The sequence below is a fragment of the Bacteroides sp. D1 genome, assembly GCF_000157095.2.
In the GTDB taxonomy this organism is placed as follows: domain Bacteria; phylum Bacteroidota; class Bacteroidia; order Bacteroidales; family Bacteroidaceae; genus Bacteroides; species Bacteroides xylanisolvens.
This window is the reverse complement of sequence record NZ_JH114348.1, coordinates 222,596-244,953: the sequence shown is the minus strand read 5'-3', so window position 1 is coordinate 244,953 and position 22,358 is coordinate 222,596. Positions and strand designations below refer to the sequence as shown.

13 protein-coding genes and 1 pseudogene are annotated in these 22,358 nt (G+C 38.5%); 12 read left to right on the top strand and 2 right to left on the bottom strand.

Annotated features, from left to right (window positions below):
• From BSAG_RS25775 to BSAG_RS05060, 9 genes and pseudogenes are all read left to right on the top strand, one after another.
• Window positions 1-249: pseudogene (locus tag BSAG_RS25775) on the top strand (ISAs1 family transposase); the annotation flags it as partial.
• Between the two features lie 54 nt (window positions 250-303).
• Complete coding sequence (locus BSAG_RS05025) at window positions 304-915, top strand: HU family DNA-binding protein (RefSeq protein WP_004316725.1); 612 nt, start codon at window positions 304-306, stop codon at window positions 913-915.
• Between the two features lie 230 nt (window positions 916-1,145).
• A complete protein-coding gene (locus BSAG_RS05030; RefSeq protein WP_008771138.1) occupies window positions 1,146-3,743 on the top strand; it encodes a hypothetical protein in 2,598 nt (865 codons plus the stop codon).
• A 353-nt stretch (window positions 3,744-4,096) separates the two neighbouring features.
• Window positions 4,097-7,225, top strand: coding sequence for a SusC/RagA family TonB-linked outer membrane protein (locus tag BSAG_RS05035; RefSeq protein WP_004316723.1), 3,129 nt, complete (start codon window positions 4,097-4,099; stop codon window positions 7,223-7,225).
• Between the two features lie 6 nt (window positions 7,226-7,231).
• The gene (locus BSAG_RS05040) at window positions 7,232-9,190 is read left to right on the top strand and encodes a RagB/SusD family nutrient uptake outer membrane protein (protein ID WP_008997699.1); all 1,959 of its coding nucleotides are present in this window, start codon (window positions 7,232-7,234) and stop codon (window positions 9,188-9,190) included.
• A 32-nt stretch (window positions 9,191-9,222) separates the two neighbouring features.
• Window positions 9,223-9,915 carry a DUF3823 domain-containing protein gene (locus BSAG_RS05045; RefSeq protein ID WP_004316720.1) on the top strand — a complete coding sequence of 231 codons (693 nt, stop codon included), beginning with the start codon at window positions 9,223-9,225 and terminating at the stop codon, window positions 9,913-9,915.
• Between the two features lie 15 nt (window positions 9,916-9,930).
• The gene (locus tag BSAG_RS05050; RefSeq protein ID WP_004316719.1) at window positions 9,931-12,168 is read left to right on the top strand and encodes a GH92 family glycosyl hydrolase; all 2,238 of its coding nucleotides are present in this window, start codon (window positions 9,931-9,933) and stop codon (window positions 12,166-12,168) included.
• A gap of 30 nt (window positions 12,169-12,198) precedes the next feature.
• Entirely contained in the window at window positions 12,199-13,362 is a 1,164-nt protein-coding gene (locus BSAG_RS05055; protein WP_004316718.1) for a glycoside hydrolase family 99 protein, read from the top strand.
• Between the two features lie 26 nt (window positions 13,363-13,388).
• On the top strand, window positions 13,389-14,510 hold the full coding sequence (locus tag BSAG_RS05060; protein WP_004316715.1) for a DUF4972 domain-containing protein: 1,122 nt from the start codon (window positions 13,389-13,391) through the stop codon (window positions 14,508-14,510).
• A 179-nt stretch (window positions 14,511-14,689) separates the two neighbouring features.
• On the opposite strand, the gene BSAG_RS05065 is transcribed toward BSAG_RS05060, so the two are convergent.
• Window positions 14,690-15,325, bottom strand: coding sequence for a rhomboid family intramembrane serine protease (locus BSAG_RS05065; RefSeq protein ID WP_004316713.1), 636 nt, complete (start codon window positions 15,323-15,325; stop codon window positions 14,690-14,692).
• Between the two features lie 213 nt (window positions 15,326-15,538).
• Here BSAG_RS05065 and BSAG_RS05070 point away from each other — a divergent pair, with 213 nt between their 5' ends.
• From BSAG_RS05070 to BSAG_RS05080, 3 genes are read left to right on the top strand one after another with little or no spacing between them, the layout of a single operon-like run.
• The gene (locus BSAG_RS05070; RefSeq protein ID WP_008019777.1) at window positions 15,539-17,476 is read left to right on the top strand and encodes a glycogen debranching enzyme N-terminal domain-containing protein; all 1,938 of its coding nucleotides are present in this window, start codon (window positions 15,539-15,541) and stop codon (window positions 17,474-17,476) included.
• A gap of 16 nt (window positions 17,477-17,492) precedes the next feature.
• Window positions 17,493-18,758, top strand: coding sequence for a glycosyltransferase family 4 protein (locus tag BSAG_RS05075; RefSeq protein ID WP_004316709.1), 1,266 nt, complete (start codon window positions 17,493-17,495; stop codon window positions 18,756-18,758).
• Between the two features lie 17 nt (window positions 18,759-18,775).
• Window positions 18,776-20,230 carry a glycoside hydrolase family 57 protein gene (locus BSAG_RS05080; protein ID WP_004316708.1) on the top strand — a complete coding sequence of 485 codons (1,455 nt, stop codon included), beginning with the start codon at window positions 18,776-18,778 and terminating at the stop codon, window positions 20,228-20,230.
• Window positions 20,231-20,605: 375 nt separating this feature from the next.
• Here the strand turns inward: BSAG_RS05080 and BSAG_RS05085 are convergent, their stop codons facing one another.
• Window positions 20,606-22,345, bottom strand: coding sequence for a DUF4270 domain-containing protein (locus tag BSAG_RS05085; protein WP_004316706.1), 1,740 nt, complete (start codon window positions 22,343-22,345; stop codon window positions 20,606-20,608).
• Window positions 22,346-22,358 lie beyond the last annotated feature (13 nt).

Below are 22,358 nucleotides of genomic sequence, written 5' to 3'. Positions count from 1 at the left end.
ATTGCATCTGCCATCAGACAGCATTGGTCTATTGAGAATAATCTTCATTGGCAATTGGATGTTACCTTTCGAGAAGACTACAGTAAAAAGGTGAAAAATGCAGCCAGAAACTTTTCGGTGGCAACAAAGATGGCACTTACCATACTAAAGAAGGATAAAACAACAAAAGGAAGTATGAATCTGAAAAGACTAAAAGCCGGATGGGATGAAAAATATTTGTCACAACTTTTACAGAACAATAATTTTTAATGCGTCTGCCCTGCGGTGTCCTTATGAAGGAGAAACTAATATATAACCGTAAAGATGGCAGTACAATTTGAGTTTTATAAGAATCCTGGAACGGGAGAAGAAGGAGAGGAAGAGCAATATCATCCCCGAGTTGTTAACTTCAATTCTGTGAGTACTGAATATTTGGCAGCTGAAATTCATAGAGCTACAACGTTCGGTGAGGCAGAGGTTGAAGGCGTTCTGATGTCATTAAGTCATTTCATGAGCTCTCATCTTAAAAATGGTGAACGTGTACATTTGAAAGGGATAGGATATTTTCAGGTGACGTTGCAGACTACAGAACCGGTATATGATGTTAAGACACGTTCTGATAAAGTTTCTTTCAAAGCTATTCGTTTTCAGGCGGATAAAGAACTCAAAGGTGAATTATATGACATGCATATACAACGTTCGAAATGGAAGTGCCATTCGGCTGTCCTTTCAGAGGAAGAAATTGATCGGCGTTTGACGGAGTTTTTCACTACTCACCAAGTCTTGATTCGGCGTAATTTACAATCCATTTGCCAGTTTACTCAAATTATGGCATCGCGTCATATACAACGTTTGAAAGAACAAGGTAAAATAGAGAATATAGGAACTCGTTTTCAACCGATTTATGTGCCCAGATCCGGGTATTATGGAAAATAAACCATCCCTGATACTGGGTGGAGAGGCGTAAGTAGGGCCGGAAAATCATGATAGGGGGGCTGGATATGGGTATATTGGATGTAGATAAATATTTAATATGTGTCTTTGCATTACTTGAACGTCTCCTGTCATAGTTGCAGATAGATGGGAATTTCTTGTTTGTCATGAAAAGACCTCTGTTATTAAGTTAACCTTATTGTATATAAGTAAAAAGAAAAAATCACGGAACAATGAAACAAAAACGATATTTGTTGATCAGCCTTCTCATTTTCTGCTTGTTTGTAACATTGCAATGGGGCTATGCAAATACTACTATATTGTCCAATTATCGTTATGGACTTACCTTCAAAGCACATACTGTTAATCAGGATCAAAGAACAAGTCTTGATCTGACTCCGGATAGAAGTCTGCATCTGGGTAATAAGTTCTCGCTTAGTTTTGACATTAAGTTGAGAGAGGAATTGCATACTTATGGATATGTGTTTAGAATAATCTCCGACGATACTTCTTCTTGCTTGGATTTTATATCTTATCAACTACGATCCAGATTCAATTTTATATTGAACAAAGGTAGTTCGATTGTTGAGAATGTGGATTTTATAGACAGTACTCAAATAGTAAAGGATGAGTGGATTAAGATAAGGCTTGATTTCACAGAACAGGGGATTAAGATTTCGGTGAATGAGGCTACTCAAATGATGCGTCATTCTTTTAAAGACTTTAACAGTCTAAGTTTCTTATTTGGAAGCAATAGGCATCCAAAGTATTATACGACCGATGTTCCTCCCGTTAGTTTGCGTAACATTGAATTGTATAATCAGGATGGTAGAATAATACGATGCTGGAAGCTGGCCTTGCATAACAGAAAAGGAGAAACAATGGATGAAGTAGAGGCTCAACGTGCAATTGTTCAAAATGGCATTTGGGAAATAGATAGACATTATAACTGGCAGAAAGAGAAATCCCTGAAATTTGATAGTAAGAAGTTTCAATGTCAAAATCTTCAATTAGCTTATGATAGTATAGGTGGTAGGATATTTATGGTACTAAAAGAGAAGGTATTGGTCTACCATGTCGATAATAAACAGGTAGATACTCTATCAGTTGAAAAAGGAGAACCTTATTTTGGAGTATCCAGACAGGTTATTTATTCTGCTGCTACTGACGAGTTGATTTCCTATTCTACTGAACATCCTCTTTTAAGCAAATATAATTTTGCCACGCATGAATGGTCGATTCCTTCTACGTGGGAAGTGGACTCCAGACAGCATCATAATCGTATGATAGATCCGGAAACCAATCATTTGATCCTTTTTGGAGGATATGGACGCCATACTTATAATGCAGATTTTGTGGAAAAAGGTTTGAATGACGGAGATCAATGGCAAATTATTTCTTTGGATTCCTGTATCACTCCTCGGTATTTAAGTGCTATGGGCATTGAGGATAAAGACCACATTCTTATAATGGGCGGGTATGGAAGCTGTTCAGGAAAGCAGGAAGAGTCTCCACAGAATTACTATGATCTTTATCGGTTGAATATCCGGGATAAATCATGTTCTAAAGTGTGGTCTTTTTTTAATGAAGGCGAGCATTTTACGTTTAGTAATTCAATGATAATAGATACTGTCGCTGATAAGTTGTATGCTTTGGTTTATAATAATGATCGTTTCCATACCAATCTCAACTTGTGCAGTTTTGATATTTGTACCTCAAATCCACAATCCAAAATAGTAAGTGATTCTATCGAATATGATTTTCTGGATATTAAGTCTTATTGTGATTTATTTCTTTATCAAGACCAGATGTTGTATGCTTTTGTTGTTCAGGAGAAGATACCGGGTGAGGCAGTTTTAGATGTATATTCTTTAGTATATCCTCCTTTATCGTCAGATGAGATTTATATGGAAAAGAACAAAGATTGTCATTTTTCTACATGGGTTATCTATGGAAGCATTTTAATATGTCTGGTATTCTTCTTCTTCGTTATTGTATATGTCTACAAGAAAAAGAAAAGTAAAACAACTGGAGTTTCGATGACTATTTCCAAAGTGGAATATGGAGAACAAGAGATTGCTAAGCCATCTAACAGAAAAATATCTGCAATTTTACTTCTTGGTGGTTTTCAGGTCTTTGATAAACAAGGGAATAATATAACGGGTGAATTTACGCCTACTCTTAAATTACTTTTTCTTTTCCTATTGCTAAACTCCATCAAAGGTGGAAAGGGAACAACTTCACAAAGATTGGAAGAGACTTTTTGGTTTGATATGAGTAAAACGAGTGCAGCCAACAACCGTAGGGTTAATATCCGTAAACTTCGGCTAATTCTTGAGACGGTCGGGGAAGTACAGATTGTTAATAAAAATGATTATTGGTATATTGATATGGGTAAAGATACCCTATGTGATTATCATCAGGTATGCCAGATCTTAAATGCTTTTGAATTCTATAATTCTTCTAATAAAGAAATGATTGTCAACTTTGTAGAGTTGGCATCTTTGGGGGTGTTGCTGCCTAATGTAAGTACGGAATGGGTGGATGAATATAAATCGGAGTATTCTCATAACGTTATAGAACTACTTCTTTCTATCAGTGTTCGTGAAGAGATTGGGAAAGACAACAAACTATTGCTGAAAATAGCGGATATTATACTGATGCATGACTGTACGGATGAAGATGCTATTCGTATAAAGTGCAGGGCGTTATTTCTGTCTGGACAAAAAGGACTTGCTAAACAATGTTTTGATAAGTATTGTGCTGATTATAACCGTTTATTGAATACTTCTCCCGAATTTACATACGATGATGTGATTTGTGAGAGCTGATAGGTGGAATTTATTTTTTGAATGAAATAAATTTTGCATTAAAAGTGCATTAATGATTTCCCGGAAGTGGCTTTATTGCTTTCGGGTTCTTTTATTTTCTTCATAAGAGGGCAAAATATTTCTATTTTTTTCTCTTTGTTTATCAGGTACTTATATGGAATGTGATAAGAAAAATCATATTATTAATATGAAATTAATGTTGTGATAATGCCTCTCATATACTTTCGCAGTACCAATTAATCGCAAATCTATCGAGTTATGAAGTGTACTGATACCTCTTGAGTAGGTTCATGATTCATAGTGATCTATAATAGATGATTGATTGAACAATATATCAACTTAATTTATAATTTATGAAAGCACGCATTTGCAAAGAGAAGCACTGGAATGTGCATTTAAGGTTCTTTCTTGTGATGATGGGAGACTTACTGTTCTCAGTTTCTGTTCTTGCCCAAAGTAACCTGATAACGGGTAAAGTTATAGACAACGCCAGCGAACCGATTATTGGAGCCAGTATTCAATCTTCTGTGGTCGGGAAGGGAACTATCTCTAATATGAATGGAGATTTTTCCATTGAGGTTCCTGTCGGGACGGAATTAACTATTAGTTTTCTTGGTTACCGTACTCAAAAAATAAAAGTGTCTGATATGCGGTCTTTAGTTATCAAATTGCTGGAAGATACACAGGCGTTGGATGAAGTGGTAGTGGTAGGTTATGGAGTTCAGAAAAAAGAGAGTTTGACGGGTGCTATTTCTAATATTAAAAATGATGAGATTATTAAAACGAAAGCTACCAGTCTGGCACAATCACTTGAAGGGAAAGTCTCGGGATTGAAGATACGGCAGAATGACGGTGAACCGGGACAATTTCGTTCCGATATCAATATCCGTGGTTTGGGTACTCCGCTTTTCATTATTGATGGGATTGTCAGAGATGGGGCTAATGAGTTTCAGCGTCTTAATCCGGATGATATAGAAAGCATTTCTTTCCTGAAAGATGGTACTGCAGCTATTTATGGTATGAATTCGGCTAATGGAGCCATTGTTGTAACAACAAAAAAAGGATATAAAGGAAAAGCGAAAATATCCTTGTCGGCTAATTGGGGATGGTCTAAACCGACTAATATTCCTAGGATGGCAAACGCAGCTCAATATATGGAGCTTAGAAATGATGCTGCAATATTAGGAGAAGGTAATCCATTGGTTACAAAAGAAGAACTGGAATTATGGAAGACGGGTGCTTCTGGATATGCCAGTACTGATTTATACGATCATGTGATTAAGAATAGTTCTATTCAACAGCAATATACTTTGTCCTTGCAAGGAGGTTCGGATATTGTCTCATACTTTGGTAGTTTTAGCTATGCATCTGATGAAGGGTTGTTGAAATCCGGTGATTTGGGATATGAGAAATTTACTTTTCGTTCGAATACTGATATAAAAATAGCTAAAGGATTGACCGCAGGAGTTAATTTGGCAGGTAGATATGATAAGACCAGCCAGCCATGGAACTCTTTCTATGAGATCTTCAAGCAGACCCGTGTGAATGTGCCGACTGTGCCTGCGTATGCCAATAACAATCCGGACTATTTGGCAACTCAAAGTATGGGAATTAATCCCATTGCTTTGGCGGATGCGGATATGACAGGTTATCATTATTATTATAATAAAAACTTTCAATCGACATTCACTTTAAAATATGAAGTACCGTTTGTGCAGGGATTATCTATACAAGGGCAATTAGGCTATGATTATAATCACAATAAACATAAAGGATTGAGAAAGAAGTTTTCTACTTATACATACGCTATCGAAACGGATGAATATATAGAGAATGAATACAATAATCCTTCTATGATACAAGTGAATAATAACGAAGCGAGCAGGCTTGACATGCAAGCACAAATCAGTTACAATAGGTTGTTTAATGATACACATAATGTAAGTGCTACATTGGTTTATGAAAGGAGACAGGAAAAAAGCGATTGGTCGAATATAGAACGTAAGTTTGATTTATTGACTTATGATGAAGTAGATTATGCCGGATTGAAAGATGCTGTTTCAGGGGGGATGTCCAACGAACAGGCTTTTATCTCGTATGTCGGTCGGTTTAACTATGATTACAAAGGAAGGTATTTATTAGAATTAGGATTCAGAAATGATGGTTCTTACCGCTATGCTCCTGGTAGCAGATGGGCTTTTTTCCCTATGGGGTCTATTGGTTGGCGTTTGTCGGAAGAGAAGTTTTTGAAGGAAAAGTTGGGCTTTCTTGATAATCTGAAGATCAGGGCTTCATACGGGGAGTCCGGACAGGATGCAGGTGATCCGTTCCAATATGTGTCGGGGTATAATCTTAATGTTGGTATTTATGAATTTAATGACGGAACTACCACTTCGGGCATTTCTGCTCCCTCTATTACGAATACGAATTTAACTTGGTATAAAGCTAAGTTACTTGATATAGGATTCGATCTTTCTATATTCAAAGGATTATTCTCTTTGGAGTTCGACTTATACCAAAGAAAAAGAAGCGGATTGTTAGCTACAAGAGTGGTGGCATTACCTAATACATTTGGTTCGCAACTGCCACAGGAAAATTTGAATAGTGATTTGACGAGGGGTATTGACATAACGCTCGGGCATACTAATAAGATCAGAAATTTTTCTTATAGCGTCAAAGCGAATATGAACTTAGCCCGCACCCGGATGGAGCATGTAGAAAGAGGACCTTTCACCAGTAGCATGGATCGTTGGAGAAATCAGTCTTCCGGACGTTGGAATGATTTCACATGGGGGTATCAAACTAATGGGCAATTCCAGACTACAGAGGAAATAAAATATGCTCCTGTTCAGGATGGAGAGTTGGGAAATAGCAAGGAACTGCCGGGGGATTACCGTTATGTAGATGCTAATGGTGACGGTATTATCGATGATAATGATAGAATGCCTCTCTTTTGGTCAGGTACTCCACTGATTCATTATGGCTTTAATTTGGAGGCTTCTTGGAAAAATTTCGATATCTACGCTTTGCTTCAGGGAGCGGGAATGTATACTGTCCAGTTTTCAGAGGTTTATGCCGAGGTACTGTGGTCAAAAGGAGCGAATACTCCAGCCTATTTCTATGACAGATGGCGCAAAGAAGACCCTTACAATCCGAATAGTAAATGGGTTGCCGGGAAATGGCCTGCTACCCGTTTAATACAGGATACTGGAGCTATGTATAAAGAGAGTAATATCTGGCGTCGTGATGCTTCTTATTTAAGACTCAAAACTTTGGAACTGGGTTATACATTGCCAGACAGTATTTTGAGAAAGAGTGGTATTAGTAATATACGATTCTATATTAATGGCTATAATCTTTTAACCTTCTGTGATTCTTTTGTGAAAGCGTTTGATCCGGAAAAGGTGGAAGGCTCTTATAGTGCTGGAATGAATTATCCTCTGACTAAAAGTTTTAATATTGGTTTTACTGCTAATTTCTGATAGATTATGAAATATAAGATTATACTATTGCTGAATATGGCTCTTCTTTTTGCAGGATGTACGGATATTCTGGATATAGAGCCTAATAATAAGGTGGTTGCAGACAAAGTCCTGACTACTGAAGAGGGGATTGCGATGCACATGGCAAATCTTTACGGCCGTCTTCCTATCGAGGACTTCTCTTATGCGATTGATAAGGGCTTTAATTTGGGAATTGGGAATACTGATCCGAATAATGGTGGACGGGCTGCTGCTATGTACTGTGACGAAGCGATGCATTCTGAATTCGACGAATGGGGAAGTGAAGGATTTAATTTTTGGGAAAGATATACGGATGATAAAGGTTTGTATAATGCTTCTGTTGGTATTTACACATTGATAAGGGATATTAATAACCTGTTGGAAACGATTCCTACGTTGAATACTTCCCATAATAAAAAAACATTATTGGAGGGTGAAGCTGCTTTTCTACGTGCATATACATATTTTGCTTTGGCAAAGCGGTATGGTGGAGTTTCGATTATCAAGAAAGTTCAGGTGTATAATGGAGATGTAGAAGAATTGAAAGTGCCCCGCAGCACAGAAAAGGATACATGGGATTTTATCTTGAGCGATTGTGATGACGCTATCCGGAAACTAAGTGAGTCTTCAGAAGATACTCGTCGTGCTAATAAATGGATTGCATTGGCACTGAAGTCTCGGGCAGCTTTATATGCAGCTTCGATTGCCAAATATACTCATGAGCCTTATGTGGGTCTGTCGGGGCCGGCTGTAGAACAGAAACTTGTGGGTATTGATGCTTCGGAAGCAGATCGTTATTATGAAATCTGTATGCAGTCGTCTGATGAAATAATGAAGAGTGGGTTGTATGGTTTATATGGTGCAGAGCCTCAAAGCAGAGACGAAGCTATCGTAAATTATAAAAAACTGTTTGAGGATCCAAACAGTGTATTGAATGGAACGAAGGAACCTATTTTTATTAAAGGATATACATCTGGTACCCAACTTGCACACAATTATGATATTTGGTATCGTCCTAATCAGGTAGCAAACGGCTGGCCGCATCCGGGACGTATGAATCCTTCGTTAGATCTGGCCGATATTTATGAAGATTATACGGATGACGGGCAAGGATTAAGTAAGCCTATCCGTACTCGTGTGGATAATAATGAAATTTTTTCTGGTTTTGACAGAAATGCTAACTATTATTCTTATCCAATGGATGCTCCTTATGAAATATTCAATGATAAGGATATTCGTATGTGGGCTACTATGATTCTTCCGGGTACGCAATGGAAAGGACAGAAAATCATTATTCAGGGAGGATTTATTCGTCCCGATGGAAGTTATGTGTTCAGAACAGATGCCAGTACTCAGGGGAAAGATGGAAAGACCTACTATTCGTTTGGTGCGCAGGATCAGAAAATGTATTCGGGATTTAGTTCTGTTGGTGGTAACTACACCCGTTCTGGTTTTCTTCTTCGCAAATTCTTGCAGGAAAGTAAAGACGTGACTTCTGAGTGGAATAAGGGATTTACAGACTGGATCGAATTTCGTTATGCTGAGATTCTGATGAATTATGCGGAAGCATCCATAGAACATTCGTCTGCAACGGGTGAACAGCTGAAAAAAGGGAAAAAAGCGCTTAATGCTGTTAGAAAGCGAGCTGCACACAAAGACGAAATTCCATTAACAATAGAGAATGTACGTAAAGAGCGTTTTGTTGAATTTGCTTTTGAGAATAGACGCAGATGGGATCTGATTCGTTGGAGGATATTTCATAAGGAATATGAGAACCGAATAAAGAAGTCCTTAGTTCCGTTCCTCGATTTAAGAGGAGAAACTCCTAAATACATCTTTGTACGCATGGATGCTCCTGGAGTGAACAAACATTCGTTTGATTATTCCTGGTACTATCAGGATATTCCTGGTACCGGTAGTAACGGACTTGTTCAGAATCCTTGATATATCAAAACTTTACTTTAAAGACAGAAAATATGAAAGCAACTTTTTATTTATTGACAATAATATTCTTTTCCATATGTTTTGTAGCATGTGAAAAGGACAATCTGGATATAGCCCCAAATGCTACATTCGGTGGGGAAATCCGGGATATGGAGACAGGTGAGTTGGTGGAGCAAGAGATAATCAGAGGTTCGCAGATTTATTTTATTGAACTCGGATGGGACAATCCTCCTGTTCAGGCAATGGCTGTTAAAAATGACGGAACATTCCAAAATAATCTCATGTTTGCGGGCGATTACAAAATAATTCTGAATAAGGGGAATTATATTCCTCAAGATACGATTGATTTTAGAATTAATAAAGGAAAGAATTATAAGGTGTTTGAGGTTCTGCCTTACATACGTATCGTGAATCCTGATATTAGATATAAAGGTAATAAAGTAGTAGCAAAATTCAGTTTACAGCAATATACGGTAGATCCGGTAAAGACAATCGCTCTATTTGCACATACAGAGTCCCATGTAAGTAGTAATATCCAGACAGCTAAAGTGAGTAGTGAAATAAATACTGCTGTATCACCTTTGACGGAGTACGAATTGAGCATGGATTTGAGCCAGACTACTGGAATTGAACGGGAACATAGTTATTTTTTCAGAATCGGAGCATTGAGCAGTACGTCGGAAGCTAAATATAATTATTCTCCTGCAGTAGAAATCGACTTATAAAGGAATAGGACATTTATGAAAAGAAAAATACAAGATTGCCTTGCATACAGACTGTTTTTGTTGTTACCGCTTTTCTCGTTTGGAGGATGTGTGGAGATAAAAGCTCCTGTTGATTACGTAAATCCATATATGGGAAATATTAGTCACTTGTTGGTACCGACTTATCCGACTGTCCATTTACCTAACAGTATGTTACGAATATATCCTCAAAGGGAGGATTATACAAGTAATAAATTGAAGGGATTACCTGTGATAGTGACAAGTCATAGAGGAAATTCGGCCTTCTCTATCAATCCGTTCAATAGCTTTTGTGATAGTTTAGAGAAGGGTAGTAGGTCTTCTTTTATATTGTATAATTACGATAATGAAAAGATCAAGCCTTATTATTACAGTGTTTTTTTGAGTGACTATGATATAGAGGTAAAATATGTCCCTTCTCATCAGTCGGCTTTATATCAATTAGATTTCCGGGCAGGGCAACCTGGGCTTTTGATCGGGGCGACAAATGGAGAGTTGCATGTAGAGAAAAACAAAGTTTTTGGTTATCAGCAAATCGGTTCCTATGAGACAAGAGTGTATCTTTATCTGGAAACGGACGTGGTTCCTTTACAAACGGAAGAAGGAAATACTGTCGTAATGAAATTTCCAGAGAATGATAAAAGGATTAATCTTCGTTATGGAATCTCTTTTATAAGTGTAGATCAGGCGAAAAAAAATATGGAACGCGAAGTGGCTGGAAAGGATTTGGAAACTCTTACACGAACAGGTAGAACTATTTGGAATGATGCTCTTGGAAAGATTCAGGTAAAGGGAAACTGTGAGGATAGTAAGACTATATTCTATACTTCTTTATACAGAACATATGAACGAATGGTTTGTCTTTCTGAAGATGGACAGTATTATAGTGCTTTTGACAATCAGGTTCATCAGGATAGCGGTGTTCCTTTTTATACTGATGATTGGATCTGGGATACGTATAGAGCTACCCATCCATTGAGAATATTACTGGAACCGGAACGCGAGAAATATATGATTCAGTCTTTTATCCGGATGGCTGGTCAGATGAAACATTTTTGGATGCCTACTTTTCCGGAGATAACAGGTGATAGCCGACGGATGAATTCAAATCATGGGGTGGTTACTGTACTTGACGCTTATGTAAAAGGAATTACGGATTTCGATTTAAAGGAAGCATATCGTGCTTGTAGAAATGCTATCACTGAAAAGACATTAGCACCGTGGTCGGATATGGAAGCCGGAAAGCTAGATTCTTTTTATGTGTCAAACGGATATTTTCCGGCGTTAGCTTCTGGTGAAGAGGAAGTTGTTTCCGAAGTACATAGTTTTGAGAAAAGGCAAGCTGTTGCTGTGACATTAGGTACAGTGTACGATGAATGGTGTCTGGCACAAATAGCCAGACTGCTGGATAATAAAGAGGATTACAATTACTTTTTGCAAAGAAGTTTGAACTATCATCAATTGTTTAATGCAGAAACAAAATTTTTTCATCCTAAAGATAGTGAAGGAAATTTTATCACTCCGTTTGATTATCGTTATTCCGGTGGAATGGGTGGAAGGGATTATTATGGCGAAAATAATGGATGGGTTTATCGTTGGGATGTCCCCCATAATGTAGCGGATCTTATCAAACTGATGGGAGGGAAAGAGGCGTTTGTTGATGAGCTGGAAAAGATGTTTGATACTCCTTTAGGAAAAAGCAAGTATGAATTTTTCTCGCGTTTTCCTGATCATACAGGTAATGTCGGACAGTTTTCTATGGCAAATGAACCTTGTTTACATATTCCTTACTTATATAACTATGCCAATAAACCCTGGATGACCCAGAAAAAGATTAGGGCATTACTGGAGGAATGGTTTAGAAATGATTTGATGGGGATGCCGGGAGATGAGGATGGTGGTGGCATGAGTGCATTTATTGTCTTCTCGCAGCTGGGTTTTTATCCGGTTACGCTAGGATTACCTATATATGTCATTGGAAGTCCGGTGTTTGAACGGGCAAAAATTCAGTTGAGTGATGACAAAACCTTTGAAGTATATTGCCATAATTATTCGCCGAAACATAAATACATTCAATCGGTTAAGCTGGATGGAGTGGAATGGGATAAATCTTGGTTTAGTCATGAGGAACTGATGAAGGGAAATAAATTAGAAGTAACGATGGGGGCCTATCCCAATAAGGAGTGGGCGTCTCAAGACCAGTCTGTCCCCCCTTCATTTGAAATGAGAAAATAAAGAATATGAATAATTAAAATTAAATCAATTATGATGCAGAGACTCTTTTTTATGATGATTTTTTTCTTGTCACTTTCATTGGAAAGTTGTAGCAAAGAAGATGATAATAATCCTTCTAATTCGGAGAATAACGGAGGAAATAATAATTTAGGTACAGAGTTGGATTATGATACTTTCTGCTTTTATTATGATTGGTATGGAAGTGAGGCTATTGACGGTCAATATAGACATTGGGCCCATGCTATAGCACCCGATCCTAATGGTGGATCCGGTCAGAATCCGGGGACCATTCCGGGTACACAGGAGAGTATAGCCAGTAATTTTTATCCTCAATTAGGAAGATATAGTAGTAGTGATCCTAATATTTTGACCAAACATATGGATATGTTTGTTATGGCGCGTACCGGAGTGCTGGCACTTACCTGGTGGAATGAACAGGATGAGACTGAAGCCAAGAGAATCGGTCTTATACTGGATGCAGCAGATAAGAAAAAAATAAAAGTATGTTTTCACTTGGAGCCATATCCCAGCAGAAATGTGCAGAATCTCCGGGAGAACATAGTTAAATTGATAACGAGGTATGGAAATCACCCGGCCTTCTACAGAAAGGATGGCAAACCTTTGTTTTTTATTTATGACTCTTATTTAATCGAACCTAGTGAATGGGAAAAGTTATTAAGTCCTGGTGGTTCCATTACAATCAGAAATACAGCCTATGATGCTTTGATGATTGGATTATGGACTTCTAGTCCGACAGTGCAACGGCCTTTTATTTTGAATGCTCATTTTGATGGTTTCTATACATATTTTGCAGCTACCGGGTTCACGTATGGTTCTACCCCGACTAATTGGGTAAGTATGCAAAAATGGGCAAAGGAAAATGGTAAGATATTTATTCCAAGTGTGGGTCCCGGATATATAGACACACGTATACGTCCTTGGAATGGTTCGGTAATCCGGACTAGAACGGATGGGCAGTATTATGACGCTATGTATCGAAAGGCCATTGAAGCTGGGGTTTCGGCTATTTCTATTACCTCCTTTAATGAATGGCATGAAGGGAGCCAGATAGAACCGGCTGTGCCTTACACAAGTTCCGAGTTTACTTATTTGGATTATGAGAACCGTGAACCTGATTATTATCTCACCCGCACTGCGTACTGGGTTGGGAAATTTAGAGAAAGCAAACAGTAATCATATTTATTAATAAAAAATAAACCATGAAAAAAGTCACAAAAGTAAAGATGTTGTTAATAATGCTATGTGCATTGTTTATATCAGTATGTTCTATTTCTTGTTCTGATGACGACGATAATGTGCTAAAGGTAGACACAGTAGCTTTTATAAGCCAACTGACTGATTATCAAAATCAGCTGGAAACATTGAGGGATGGATCGCAGTATGGAAATAAGACGGGAATGTATCCGGAAGAGAGCAGGGATATACTTGAACTGGTATTAATCCAGATAAAAAAGAGCATCCGGCAAATTGAAAACGGAGAAGAGACTAATCCTTCACAGGAGAAAGTGGATGAATTGATTCAGGCTGCTAAAAAAGCGATGGAGGATTTTAAAGCAACTGTGATTATAGAATATGTTTCTGTAGCTGCAGAATTGTATGTAGACGGACAAAATGACGGGTATATTGATTTTGGAGCAAGTGAGAACTATTCTAAGTTTGGTAATACTGGTGAACAAGTTTTCACTGTTGAGTTGTGGGTGAAGTTGAAATATACTTCCGGTTTTGGTAGTGTGGTGGATGTCTTTATCGAAGATGGTACCGGACATTATAGAAAAGGATGGGTAATTAATAACTTTGATAATAAGAGACTACGTATGTCGTTGGGAATGGATAATTGGGGATTGTTGGAACCTGGCATTGATTTCAGTACGACAGAGAAATGGGTTCATTTTGCAGCAGTTATTAACGAGAAAGGAGTTGATGGAGATGTTAATTCAGAAGGAAAACCTATTGTTGTAAAAGTGTATATGAATGGCGAATTGAAGGATCAGGCGACAGGGCTTGATGGTAATCCTTATAATCCGAATGATTTGGGAACATCTATGATTGCTTTTAGACATATGGGGGGGAATCTTGGTATGACAAATGACTGGAAACTATCTGGATATATCAAACATTTCCATCTTTGGAAATCTGCCAAGTCACAGGGAGAAATTAAAAAGCTGATGAATGAGGAAATTAGGGTTACAGGACAGGAAGATGATTTAGTTTGTGGATGGGAGTTTGATGCAACAGTGGAGGATGATACTAATATACCTGATTTGACAGGCAAATATTCTGCTAAGTTGCTTGGAGAGTATAAGTGGATTCCTTTGGAATAAAAGATTCTTTATCTGCTTCCTTTGGTAGGGCAGAAGCTTTTTGAGGCTGTCAGAAGTTTGGATTTACTATGTTTGGGATATTTTGTCTCTAATCAATCAGATAGTAAAACAGGCTTTTGACAGCTTTACTTTTATTTGATAAATTAAATGTGGTCTGTTTACTCTGCTATTTCAGCCCTTTAAGGGCTTTTCCCCTTCTCTTCTTCATTATTTTCCTCTTCCGTTTCATCTGCAAAAGGTTCCAGCCGTTGCGGTCCGTGATTTACGAAAACGAAAGCGCAGAGCGTTCCCATAATTCCTCCGCTAAGATGTCCTTCCCACGACATATTGGTAGGGGAGAAATAAGGAAACATATGCCATATAATTCCTCCATATAAAAAGGTGACAAGTAAAGAGATGGCAATGAGTGGAACATATTTGCGGAGAATACCACTGAAAAAGAGAAAGAAGGCAAAGCCATAGATCAGTCCGCTGGCACCGATGTGCCATCCCGGTTTTCCGATCAGAAAAGTAAGTAGTCCGCTTCCGAGCCAAATGAGAATAAAAATTTTACCGGCTATTCCCCGGTAAAAGTAAAAAAGACACCATGACAAGAAGAATAAAGGGATTGTATTTGCCAATAAATGACTGAATCCACTGTGTATCAGCGGATGGGTTAAAATGCCGGTCAGTCCCCGTTTCTCCATAGGATATACCCCCAAGCGAGAGAAGTCCCAGTCCATCCCGACTTCCATAATCTTGAGTATATAGAGAATAAAAATAAGAAACAAAGGCTTTGCTGCAGCCAGCATGATACGCTGAATATCTTGCTTCATGACATTCTTTTCTTTAGATATTTTACGCAATACTACGAATATTTGCACAAAATCTGAAAATAAAAAGCCTTTTTATTTTTGTTTTTATCTATAATTTGTACATTTGGGCGTTATACCCGTTGTATATGCTGCTACAGCCAATATATGCGGTATGTAACAATAAATAGATATACGATATAATGACCAATAATTAACCTTTAATAATGCACAACTATGAGTTATTTACGATTTGACAAGACCCTCATGACGAATCTGGAAGAATCTCTTCAAAGGGAAATCCTCCGGACGAACAAAGCAGGAGCTTATCATTGTACGACGATTGTTGATTGTAACACACGCAAATATCACGGCCTGTTGGTAATTCCAGTTCCCAATCTCGACGATGAAAATCATGTGCTGCTATCTTCTCTTGATGAAACGGTAATTCAACACGGTGCGGAGTTTAACTTGGGGTTGCACAAATATCAGGGAAACAACTTTAGTCCTAACGGACACAAGTATATCCGTGAGTTTGACTGTGAACATATCCCGGCAACGACTTACCGTGTCGGAGGTGTAATCCTCCGCAAAGAAAAAATCTTTGTACATCATGAAAATAGAATCCTGATTCGTTATACTTTACTTGATGCGCATTCGGCTACAACCCTGCGCTTCCGGCCGTTCCTTGCTTTCAGAAGTGTACGTGAGTACACTCACGAAAACCCACAGGCAAGCCGCGAGTATCAACTGGTGGAAAATGGTATTAAAACCTGTATGTATCCCGGTTATCCGGAACTTTATATGCAGTTGAATAAAAAGTGTGAATTTCATTTCATGCCCGACTGGTATCGGGGGATTGAATACCCGAAAGAACAGGAACGTGGGTATGACTTCAATGAAGACCTTTATGTTCCCGGCTATTTCGAAGTGGATATAAAGAAAGGAGAGAGTATTGTATTCTCTGCCGGAACTTCAGAAGTAACTCCTCGTAGACTGAAACAAACATTTGAGGCTGAAGTAGCTGATCGTACCCCACGTGATAGCTTTTACCACTGTCTGAAAAATTCCGCTCATCAGTTCCATAACCAACAGGAAGATGAACATTATATTCTTGCCGGTTATCCGTGGTTTAAATGCCGTGCTCGTGATATGTTTATCGCCTTGCCTGGACTGACGCTTGCGCTTGATGAGATCGACCAGTTTGAGGATGTGATGAAAACGGCGGAAAAGGCGATTCGTAATTTTATTAATGAAGAACCTGTTGGATACAAGATTTATGAAATGGAGCATCCTGACGTTTTGCTTTGGGCTGTCTGGGCTATGCAGCAATATGCCAAAGAGACTTCCCGCGAACAATGCCGTCAGAAATATGGAGAGCTTCTGAAAGATATTATGGAGTTTATCCGTCAGCGAAGACATGAGAATCTTTTCTTGCATGATAATGGATTACTTTTTGCCAATGGTACGGACAAAGCGATTACATGGATGAATTCTACTGTGAACGGCCATCCGGTGATTCCTCGTACTGGATATATTGTTGAATTTAATGCCTTATGGTATAATGCGTTGCGTTTCATCGCTGATCTGGTGCGTGAAGGTGGTGATGTGTACTTGGCAGATGAACTTGATGCACAGGCAGAAGTGACAGGAAAATCTTTTGTCGAGGTATTCCGTAATGAATATGGTTATTTGCTTGATTACGTAGATGGTAATATGATGGACTGGAGTGTACGTCCTAATATGATATTTACCGTAGCGTTTGATTATTCTCCTTTGGATCGTGCGCAAAAGAAACAGGTGCTCGATATTGTGACCAAAGAGCTGCTCACTCCGAAAGGAATTCGTTCGTTGAGTCCGAAGAGCGGTGGATATAATCCGAACTATGTAGGTCCGCAGATACAACGGGATTATGCTTATCATCAGGGTACTGCTTGGCCTTGGTTGATGGGATTCTATCTGGAAGCTTATCTTCGAATTTATAAGATGAGCGGGTTGTCATTCGTTGAACGTCAGCTGATTAGTTATGATGATGAGATGACAAGCCACTGCGTTGGTTCCATTCCCGAGTTGTTTGATGGGAACCCGCCCTTCAAAGGACGTGGCGCAGTATCGTTCGCGATGAATGTAGCAGAAATACTGCGTGTCTTAAAGCTACTGTCTAAGTATTATTAAAAAAGGAGGAACGAAGATGAAAGTTTTAATGTTTGGATGGGAATTCCCTCCCAAAATATATGGTGGTCTTGCGGTTGCTTCTTATGGAATAACTAAAGGATTGAGTCTGCAAGGTGATATGGAGACGATTTTCTGTATGCCTAAACCTAGCGGCGAAGAAGAAAAGTTCTTGAAAATAATCGGTATGAATCAAGTACCCATTGTGTGGCGTGATGTTCACTATGACTACTTGAAATCCCGCTTGTTGGAAATGACACCGGAAGAATATTACTCTTTCCGCGACCATATCTATGCCGATTTTTCTTATATGCATGTAAATGATTTGGGATGTATGGAATTTGCAGGTGGTTATCCCGGGAACTTGCACGAAGAAATTAATAATTTCTCGATCATTGCCGGAGTAGTAGCCCGTCAGCAGGAGTTTGATATCATTCATGCGCATGACTGGCTGACTTACCCTGCCGGAGTACATGCCAAGATGGTTAGCGGAAAGCCGCTTTGCATCCATGTGCATGCTACGGATTTTGACCGTTCTCGTGGCAAAGTCAATCCTACTGTTTATTCGATTGAGAAGAATGGTATGGATCATGCCGATTGTATCATGTGCGTATCCGAGCTAACTCGTCGCACTGTTATTAACGAGTATCATCAGGACCCCAGAAAGGTATTTGCAATGCATAATGCTGTTTATCCATTGTCGCAGGAACTGCTGGATATTCCGCGTCCCGATCACTCAAAAGAAAAGGTGGTCACTTTCCTCGGACGTATTACGATGCAGAAAGGACCGGAATATTTTGTAGAAGCTGCTGCGCTTGTATTGCAGCGTACTCGTAATATTCGTTTTGTAATGGCGGGGTCGGGCGATATGTTGAATGCCATGATTAACCTGGTGGCCGAACGTGGTATTGCCGATCGATTCCACTTCCCGGGCTTCATGAAAGGTAGACAGGTATATGAGGTTTATAAGAACAGTGATGTATTTGTCATGCCGTCTGTCTCTGAACCTTTCGGTATCGCTCCGCTGGAAGCTATGCAGTGTGGAACACCTTCCATCATTTCTAAGCAATCTGGATGTGGCGAGATTCTTGATAAGGTGATAAAAACTGACTATTGGGATATTCATGCGATGGCTGACGCTATCCATTCTCTGTGTACCAATCCGTCTCTTTTCGAATATCTCAAAGAAGAGGGAAAGAAGGAAGTAGATGGGATTACGTGGGAAAAAGTCGGCTTGAGAATCCGTGCTCTCTACGAGTCTGTGTTAAGAAACTATGGTAAATAACAAAACAATAAATAAAAATGAGAACTATCTGTCTTTATTTTGAAATACATCAAATTATCCATTTGAAACGTTATCGTTTCTTCGATATTGGTAATGACCATTATTATTATGATGATTATGCCAACGAAACGGGTATGAATGAGGTCGCTGAACGTTCGTATATTCCTGCTCTCAATACATTGATTGAGATGGCGAAAAACTCGGGGGGGGCTTTTAAAGTAGCGCTTTCTATCTCGGGAGTAGCCTTGGAACAATTGGAAATTCATGCTCCGGCAGTCATTGATTTATTGCACCAGTTGAATGAAACTGGGTGTTGCGAGTTCTTATGTGAGCCTTATTCGCATGGTTTGTCTTCACTGGCCAATGAGGATTGCTTCCGTGAAGAAGTACTTCGTCAACGTGATAAGATGAAACAGATGTTTGGTAAAGAACCGAAAGTGTTCCGCAATTCTAGTCTGATTTATTCTGATGAAATTGGTGGATTGGTAGCTTCTATGGGCTTCAAAGGGATGTTGACGGAAGGTGCTAAACATGTGTTGGGATGGAAGAGCCCGCATTATGTTTATCACTGTAATCAGGCTCCAAGTCTTAAGCTCTTGTTGCGGGATTTCAAACTCTCTGACGACATCAGTTTGCGTTTCTCTAATTCAGATTGGGCGGAATATCCTTTGTTTGCCGATAAGTATATTAATTGGATCGATGCATTGCCACAAGAAGAACAAGTCATCAATATCTTTATGGAATTGAGTGCACTTGGTATGGCTCAACCGTTATCTTCCAATATTCTTGAATTTATGAAGGCACTGCCTGAATGTGCAAAAGCTAAGGGAATCACGTTCTCTACACCGACGGAAATCGTAACGAAGCTGAAATCAGTGTCGCAGCTTGATGTTGCCTATCCGATGTCATGGGTAGATGAAGAAAGAGATACTAGTTGTTGGCTGGGTAATGTTATGCAACGTGAGGCTTTCAATAAACTGTATAGTGTAGCCGAACGTGTTCATTTATGTGATGATCGTCGTATTAAGCAGGATTGGGATTACTTGCAGGCCAGCAATAACTTCCGTTTTATGACAACGAAGAACAATGGGATGTGGTTGAACCGTGGTATCTATGATTCTCCTTATGATGCTTTCACCAACTATATGAATATTTTGGGTGACTTTATCAAACGGGTAGATGCACTGTATCCTGTTGATGTAGACAGTGAAGAACTAAATTCTTTGTTGACTACCATTAAGAATCAGGGGGATGAGATTACTGAATTGGAAAAGGTATTGGCTAAATTACAGGCAAAAGTAGAAGCGGCAAAGAAAACGGCGGTCAAAAAGGCTACTAATGCTAAAGAGCCGGTAGTGAAAGAGGCCCCTGCTACTAAATCAAAACCTGCTGCAAAGAAAGCTGAAGTAAAGAAAGCAACAGCCGAGTCGAAGAAGTCTACGGGGAAAGCTAAAAAGGCTGCTGTTAAATAAGAAGTATAAGAATCTATTATATGGAACCGTGAGTGAGATAAAATCAAACTCACGGTTTTTATTATGGATTAAGTTAAGATCTTTGTAGGAGAATATACTTTTGTAAGATAGTAATAACGCTATCCGATAGAAATAGTGACGCTATATGGTGACGATACCGTTAATATCCTAAGCATATACCGTCACTATTTCTTCTATATTAATCAGGAATCTTAGGCTTATTTATAACTATAACGTACGCTAGCAAAGATTGCTGTTTGAGCGGTTTTATTATGGAATTATTTTATCTGACTTCTCTATAAATATATTATAAAGCAATAGCGCAAGTTACATTGAGTAACCTGCGCTATTGCTTTATAATATTTCAACTATTTCTTATTTTGATTTTGTTCCAAAGTTTGTAGAAACAACTTCAAGCTTGAGCACATACTCTGGATATACAGGGTTACCTTTGGCATCTTGTATAGTTCCTTTCTTGCCTCCTTTTAAACGTGCATAGCCAGGTTTTAAATCATGTTGTATACTAATAACATTGCTGGAACCATAGTAGCTATTACTTGAAGAAGAATCTGTGGTCACAAGTACTGGGATAAGTACGAATTTGTTCCATTCGCTTAAGTCTTCCCAATCTTTAATATTATTGACGGTTTCATCTTTACTATTTCCATCTAAATCGGTTATTTTGATTGTTATAGACCCCTTTTCATGTATTTCTTTCTCTGCTTTTTCCCTATCTGCTAAACAATCATTAATCATTTGAGTGATATTGTTGAATGTGTATTGAGTAAAGCTAGTTGTGGTGGGTCTAAATAGAGATGAAGTTATTTCATCACTAAGCTGGTTTTTTTCAAAGAAACTGTCTTTGTACTTTTTACGTATTAATAAAACATTGCTAGGAGTCGACATACCAAACTTTTTGTCACTGGTTTCATTATAGATAGGTATTCCTAGTTTAACAGCATTTAGTATATCACTTTGACGCTTTTCTGCTGTTTGGTTAAGAAGTGAATCTGCTATTTGGCTAATAGGAAGAGTTATTTGAGTGAAAATCCCTGCTGGACTCTTTAAATAAGTCCACGTATCCTCATTAATGCATTTTTGAATGGCATCCTTATCATTGTCTAACTGATTAGCTTGAATTACTTCACGAGTAGTGGCAAAGGTACGATATCCATAATAAGTAGAGTCTTTAGACTCTCCTTCTTTTACTACTTTCTTTTCCAGTTTAACACCTGTAAGTGTATCAACTGCATAGCATTTATATACTACGTTCATTTGAGCTTGGTCTATGTAAAGCACAGTACCATCGCCGTAATCACTCTTTACATAAATTCCCTTAAAAATCTTTCTAAACTCCTTATTGTCAAAATTGACACCTAACTCGTTGGCTCTTTTAATAATTTCTTTTCCAATTTCTTTAGCAGCTTTATCTCTGAAAGAAACGTGTACGCTGGGAACATATGTACTAAGTTTACGAATGGAGTCTTTTACTGAAAGATCAACAGCTGTATAAGCTTTCGTTCCTAATAGACTGTTATCAGTATTTGCATCGTAATAATCCTCTGGAGTAATATCTGTATAATAGGCGTTCTTTGTATCTAAATTTTCATTTAATGCATAGACACTTAAACGGCAAGCTGTTAATGAGTCTCCAAAGTAACTGCTATACCACAAATAAAGCTCAATAGTATGAATGTTGCCTATGAGTTTTCTTTTTGGATCATTTATATTATCTGTATTGTATATTCCAATAGCGTCGTCTCCAAGCCCAGCTTCGTCTACCATTATATTGGTAGCTTTCTTTTTATCGTTAAGAGCAGTACCATTGTATACTCCAGGGAATGTCATTCCTGACGGACAGTTGAGTTCTGCTAAGAAACCTGCCTGATAAGTTCCGAATGTTTCATCAGTGAACTTACCTACATACCCCACATTAGTCATTGCATATATCTTACCGGCATGAACGGATTCTGTAGTCACATCAAAGGTAGATAGCTTTCCATTGATATTCTGGTCGCTTCCCGGAAACATTCCCAATCCCAGTCCGGCAGTGTTATCATCACAACCCCAAAAAGTGATTGCCAGTAAAGCTATTAAGGCGTATTTTGCTTTCATGATCGTCGTATCT

What these genes read in the sequence shown, in the direction of transcription:
- BSAG_RS05025 (WP_004316725.1), top strand. Translation starts at nt 304, where the DNA reads ATGGCAGTACAATTTGAGTTTTATAAGAATCCTGGAACGGGAGAAGAA.
- BSAG_RS05030 (WP_008771138.1), top strand. Translation starts at nt 1,146, where the DNA reads ATGAAACAAAAACGATATTTGTTGATCAGCCTTCTCATTTTCTGCTTG.
- BSAG_RS05035 (WP_004316723.1), top strand. Translation starts at nt 4,097, where the DNA reads ATGAAAGCACGCATTTGCAAAGAGAAGCACTGGAATGTGCATTTAAGG.
- BSAG_RS05040 (WP_008997699.1), top strand. Translation starts at nt 7,232, where the DNA reads ATGAAATATAAGATTATACTATTGCTGAATATGGCTCTTCTTTTTGCA.
- BSAG_RS05045 (WP_004316720.1), top strand. Translation starts at nt 9,223, where the DNA reads ATGAAAGCAACTTTTTATTTATTGACAATAATATTCTTTTCCATATGT.
- BSAG_RS05050 (WP_004316719.1), top strand. Translation starts at nt 9,931, where the DNA reads ATGAAAAGAAAAATACAAGATTGCCTTGCATACAGACTGTTTTTGTTG.
- BSAG_RS05055 (WP_004316718.1), top strand. Translation starts at nt 12,199, where the DNA reads ATGATGCAGAGACTCTTTTTTATGATGATTTTTTTCTTGTCACTTTCA.
- BSAG_RS05060 (WP_004316715.1), top strand. Translation starts at nt 13,389, where the DNA reads ATGAAAAAAGTCACAAAAGTAAAGATGTTGTTAATAATGCTATGTGCA.
- BSAG_RS05065 (WP_004316713.1), bottom strand. Translation starts at nt 15,325, where the DNA reads ATGAAGCAAGATATTCAGCGTATCATGCTGGCTGCAGCAAAGCCTTTG.
- BSAG_RS05070 (WP_008019777.1), top strand. Translation starts at nt 15,539, where the DNA reads ATGAGTTATTTACGATTTGACAAGACCCTCATGACGAATCTGGAAGAA.
- BSAG_RS05075 (WP_004316709.1), top strand. Translation starts at nt 17,493, where the DNA reads ATGAAAGTTTTAATGTTTGGATGGGAATTCCCTCCCAAAATATATGGT.
- BSAG_RS05080 (WP_004316708.1), top strand. Translation starts at nt 18,776, where the DNA reads ATGAGAACTATCTGTCTTTATTTTGAAATACATCAAATTATCCATTTG.
- BSAG_RS05085 (WP_004316706.1), bottom strand. Translation starts at nt 22,345, where the DNA reads ATGAAAGCAAAATACGCCTTAATAGCTTTACTGGCAATCACTTTTTGG.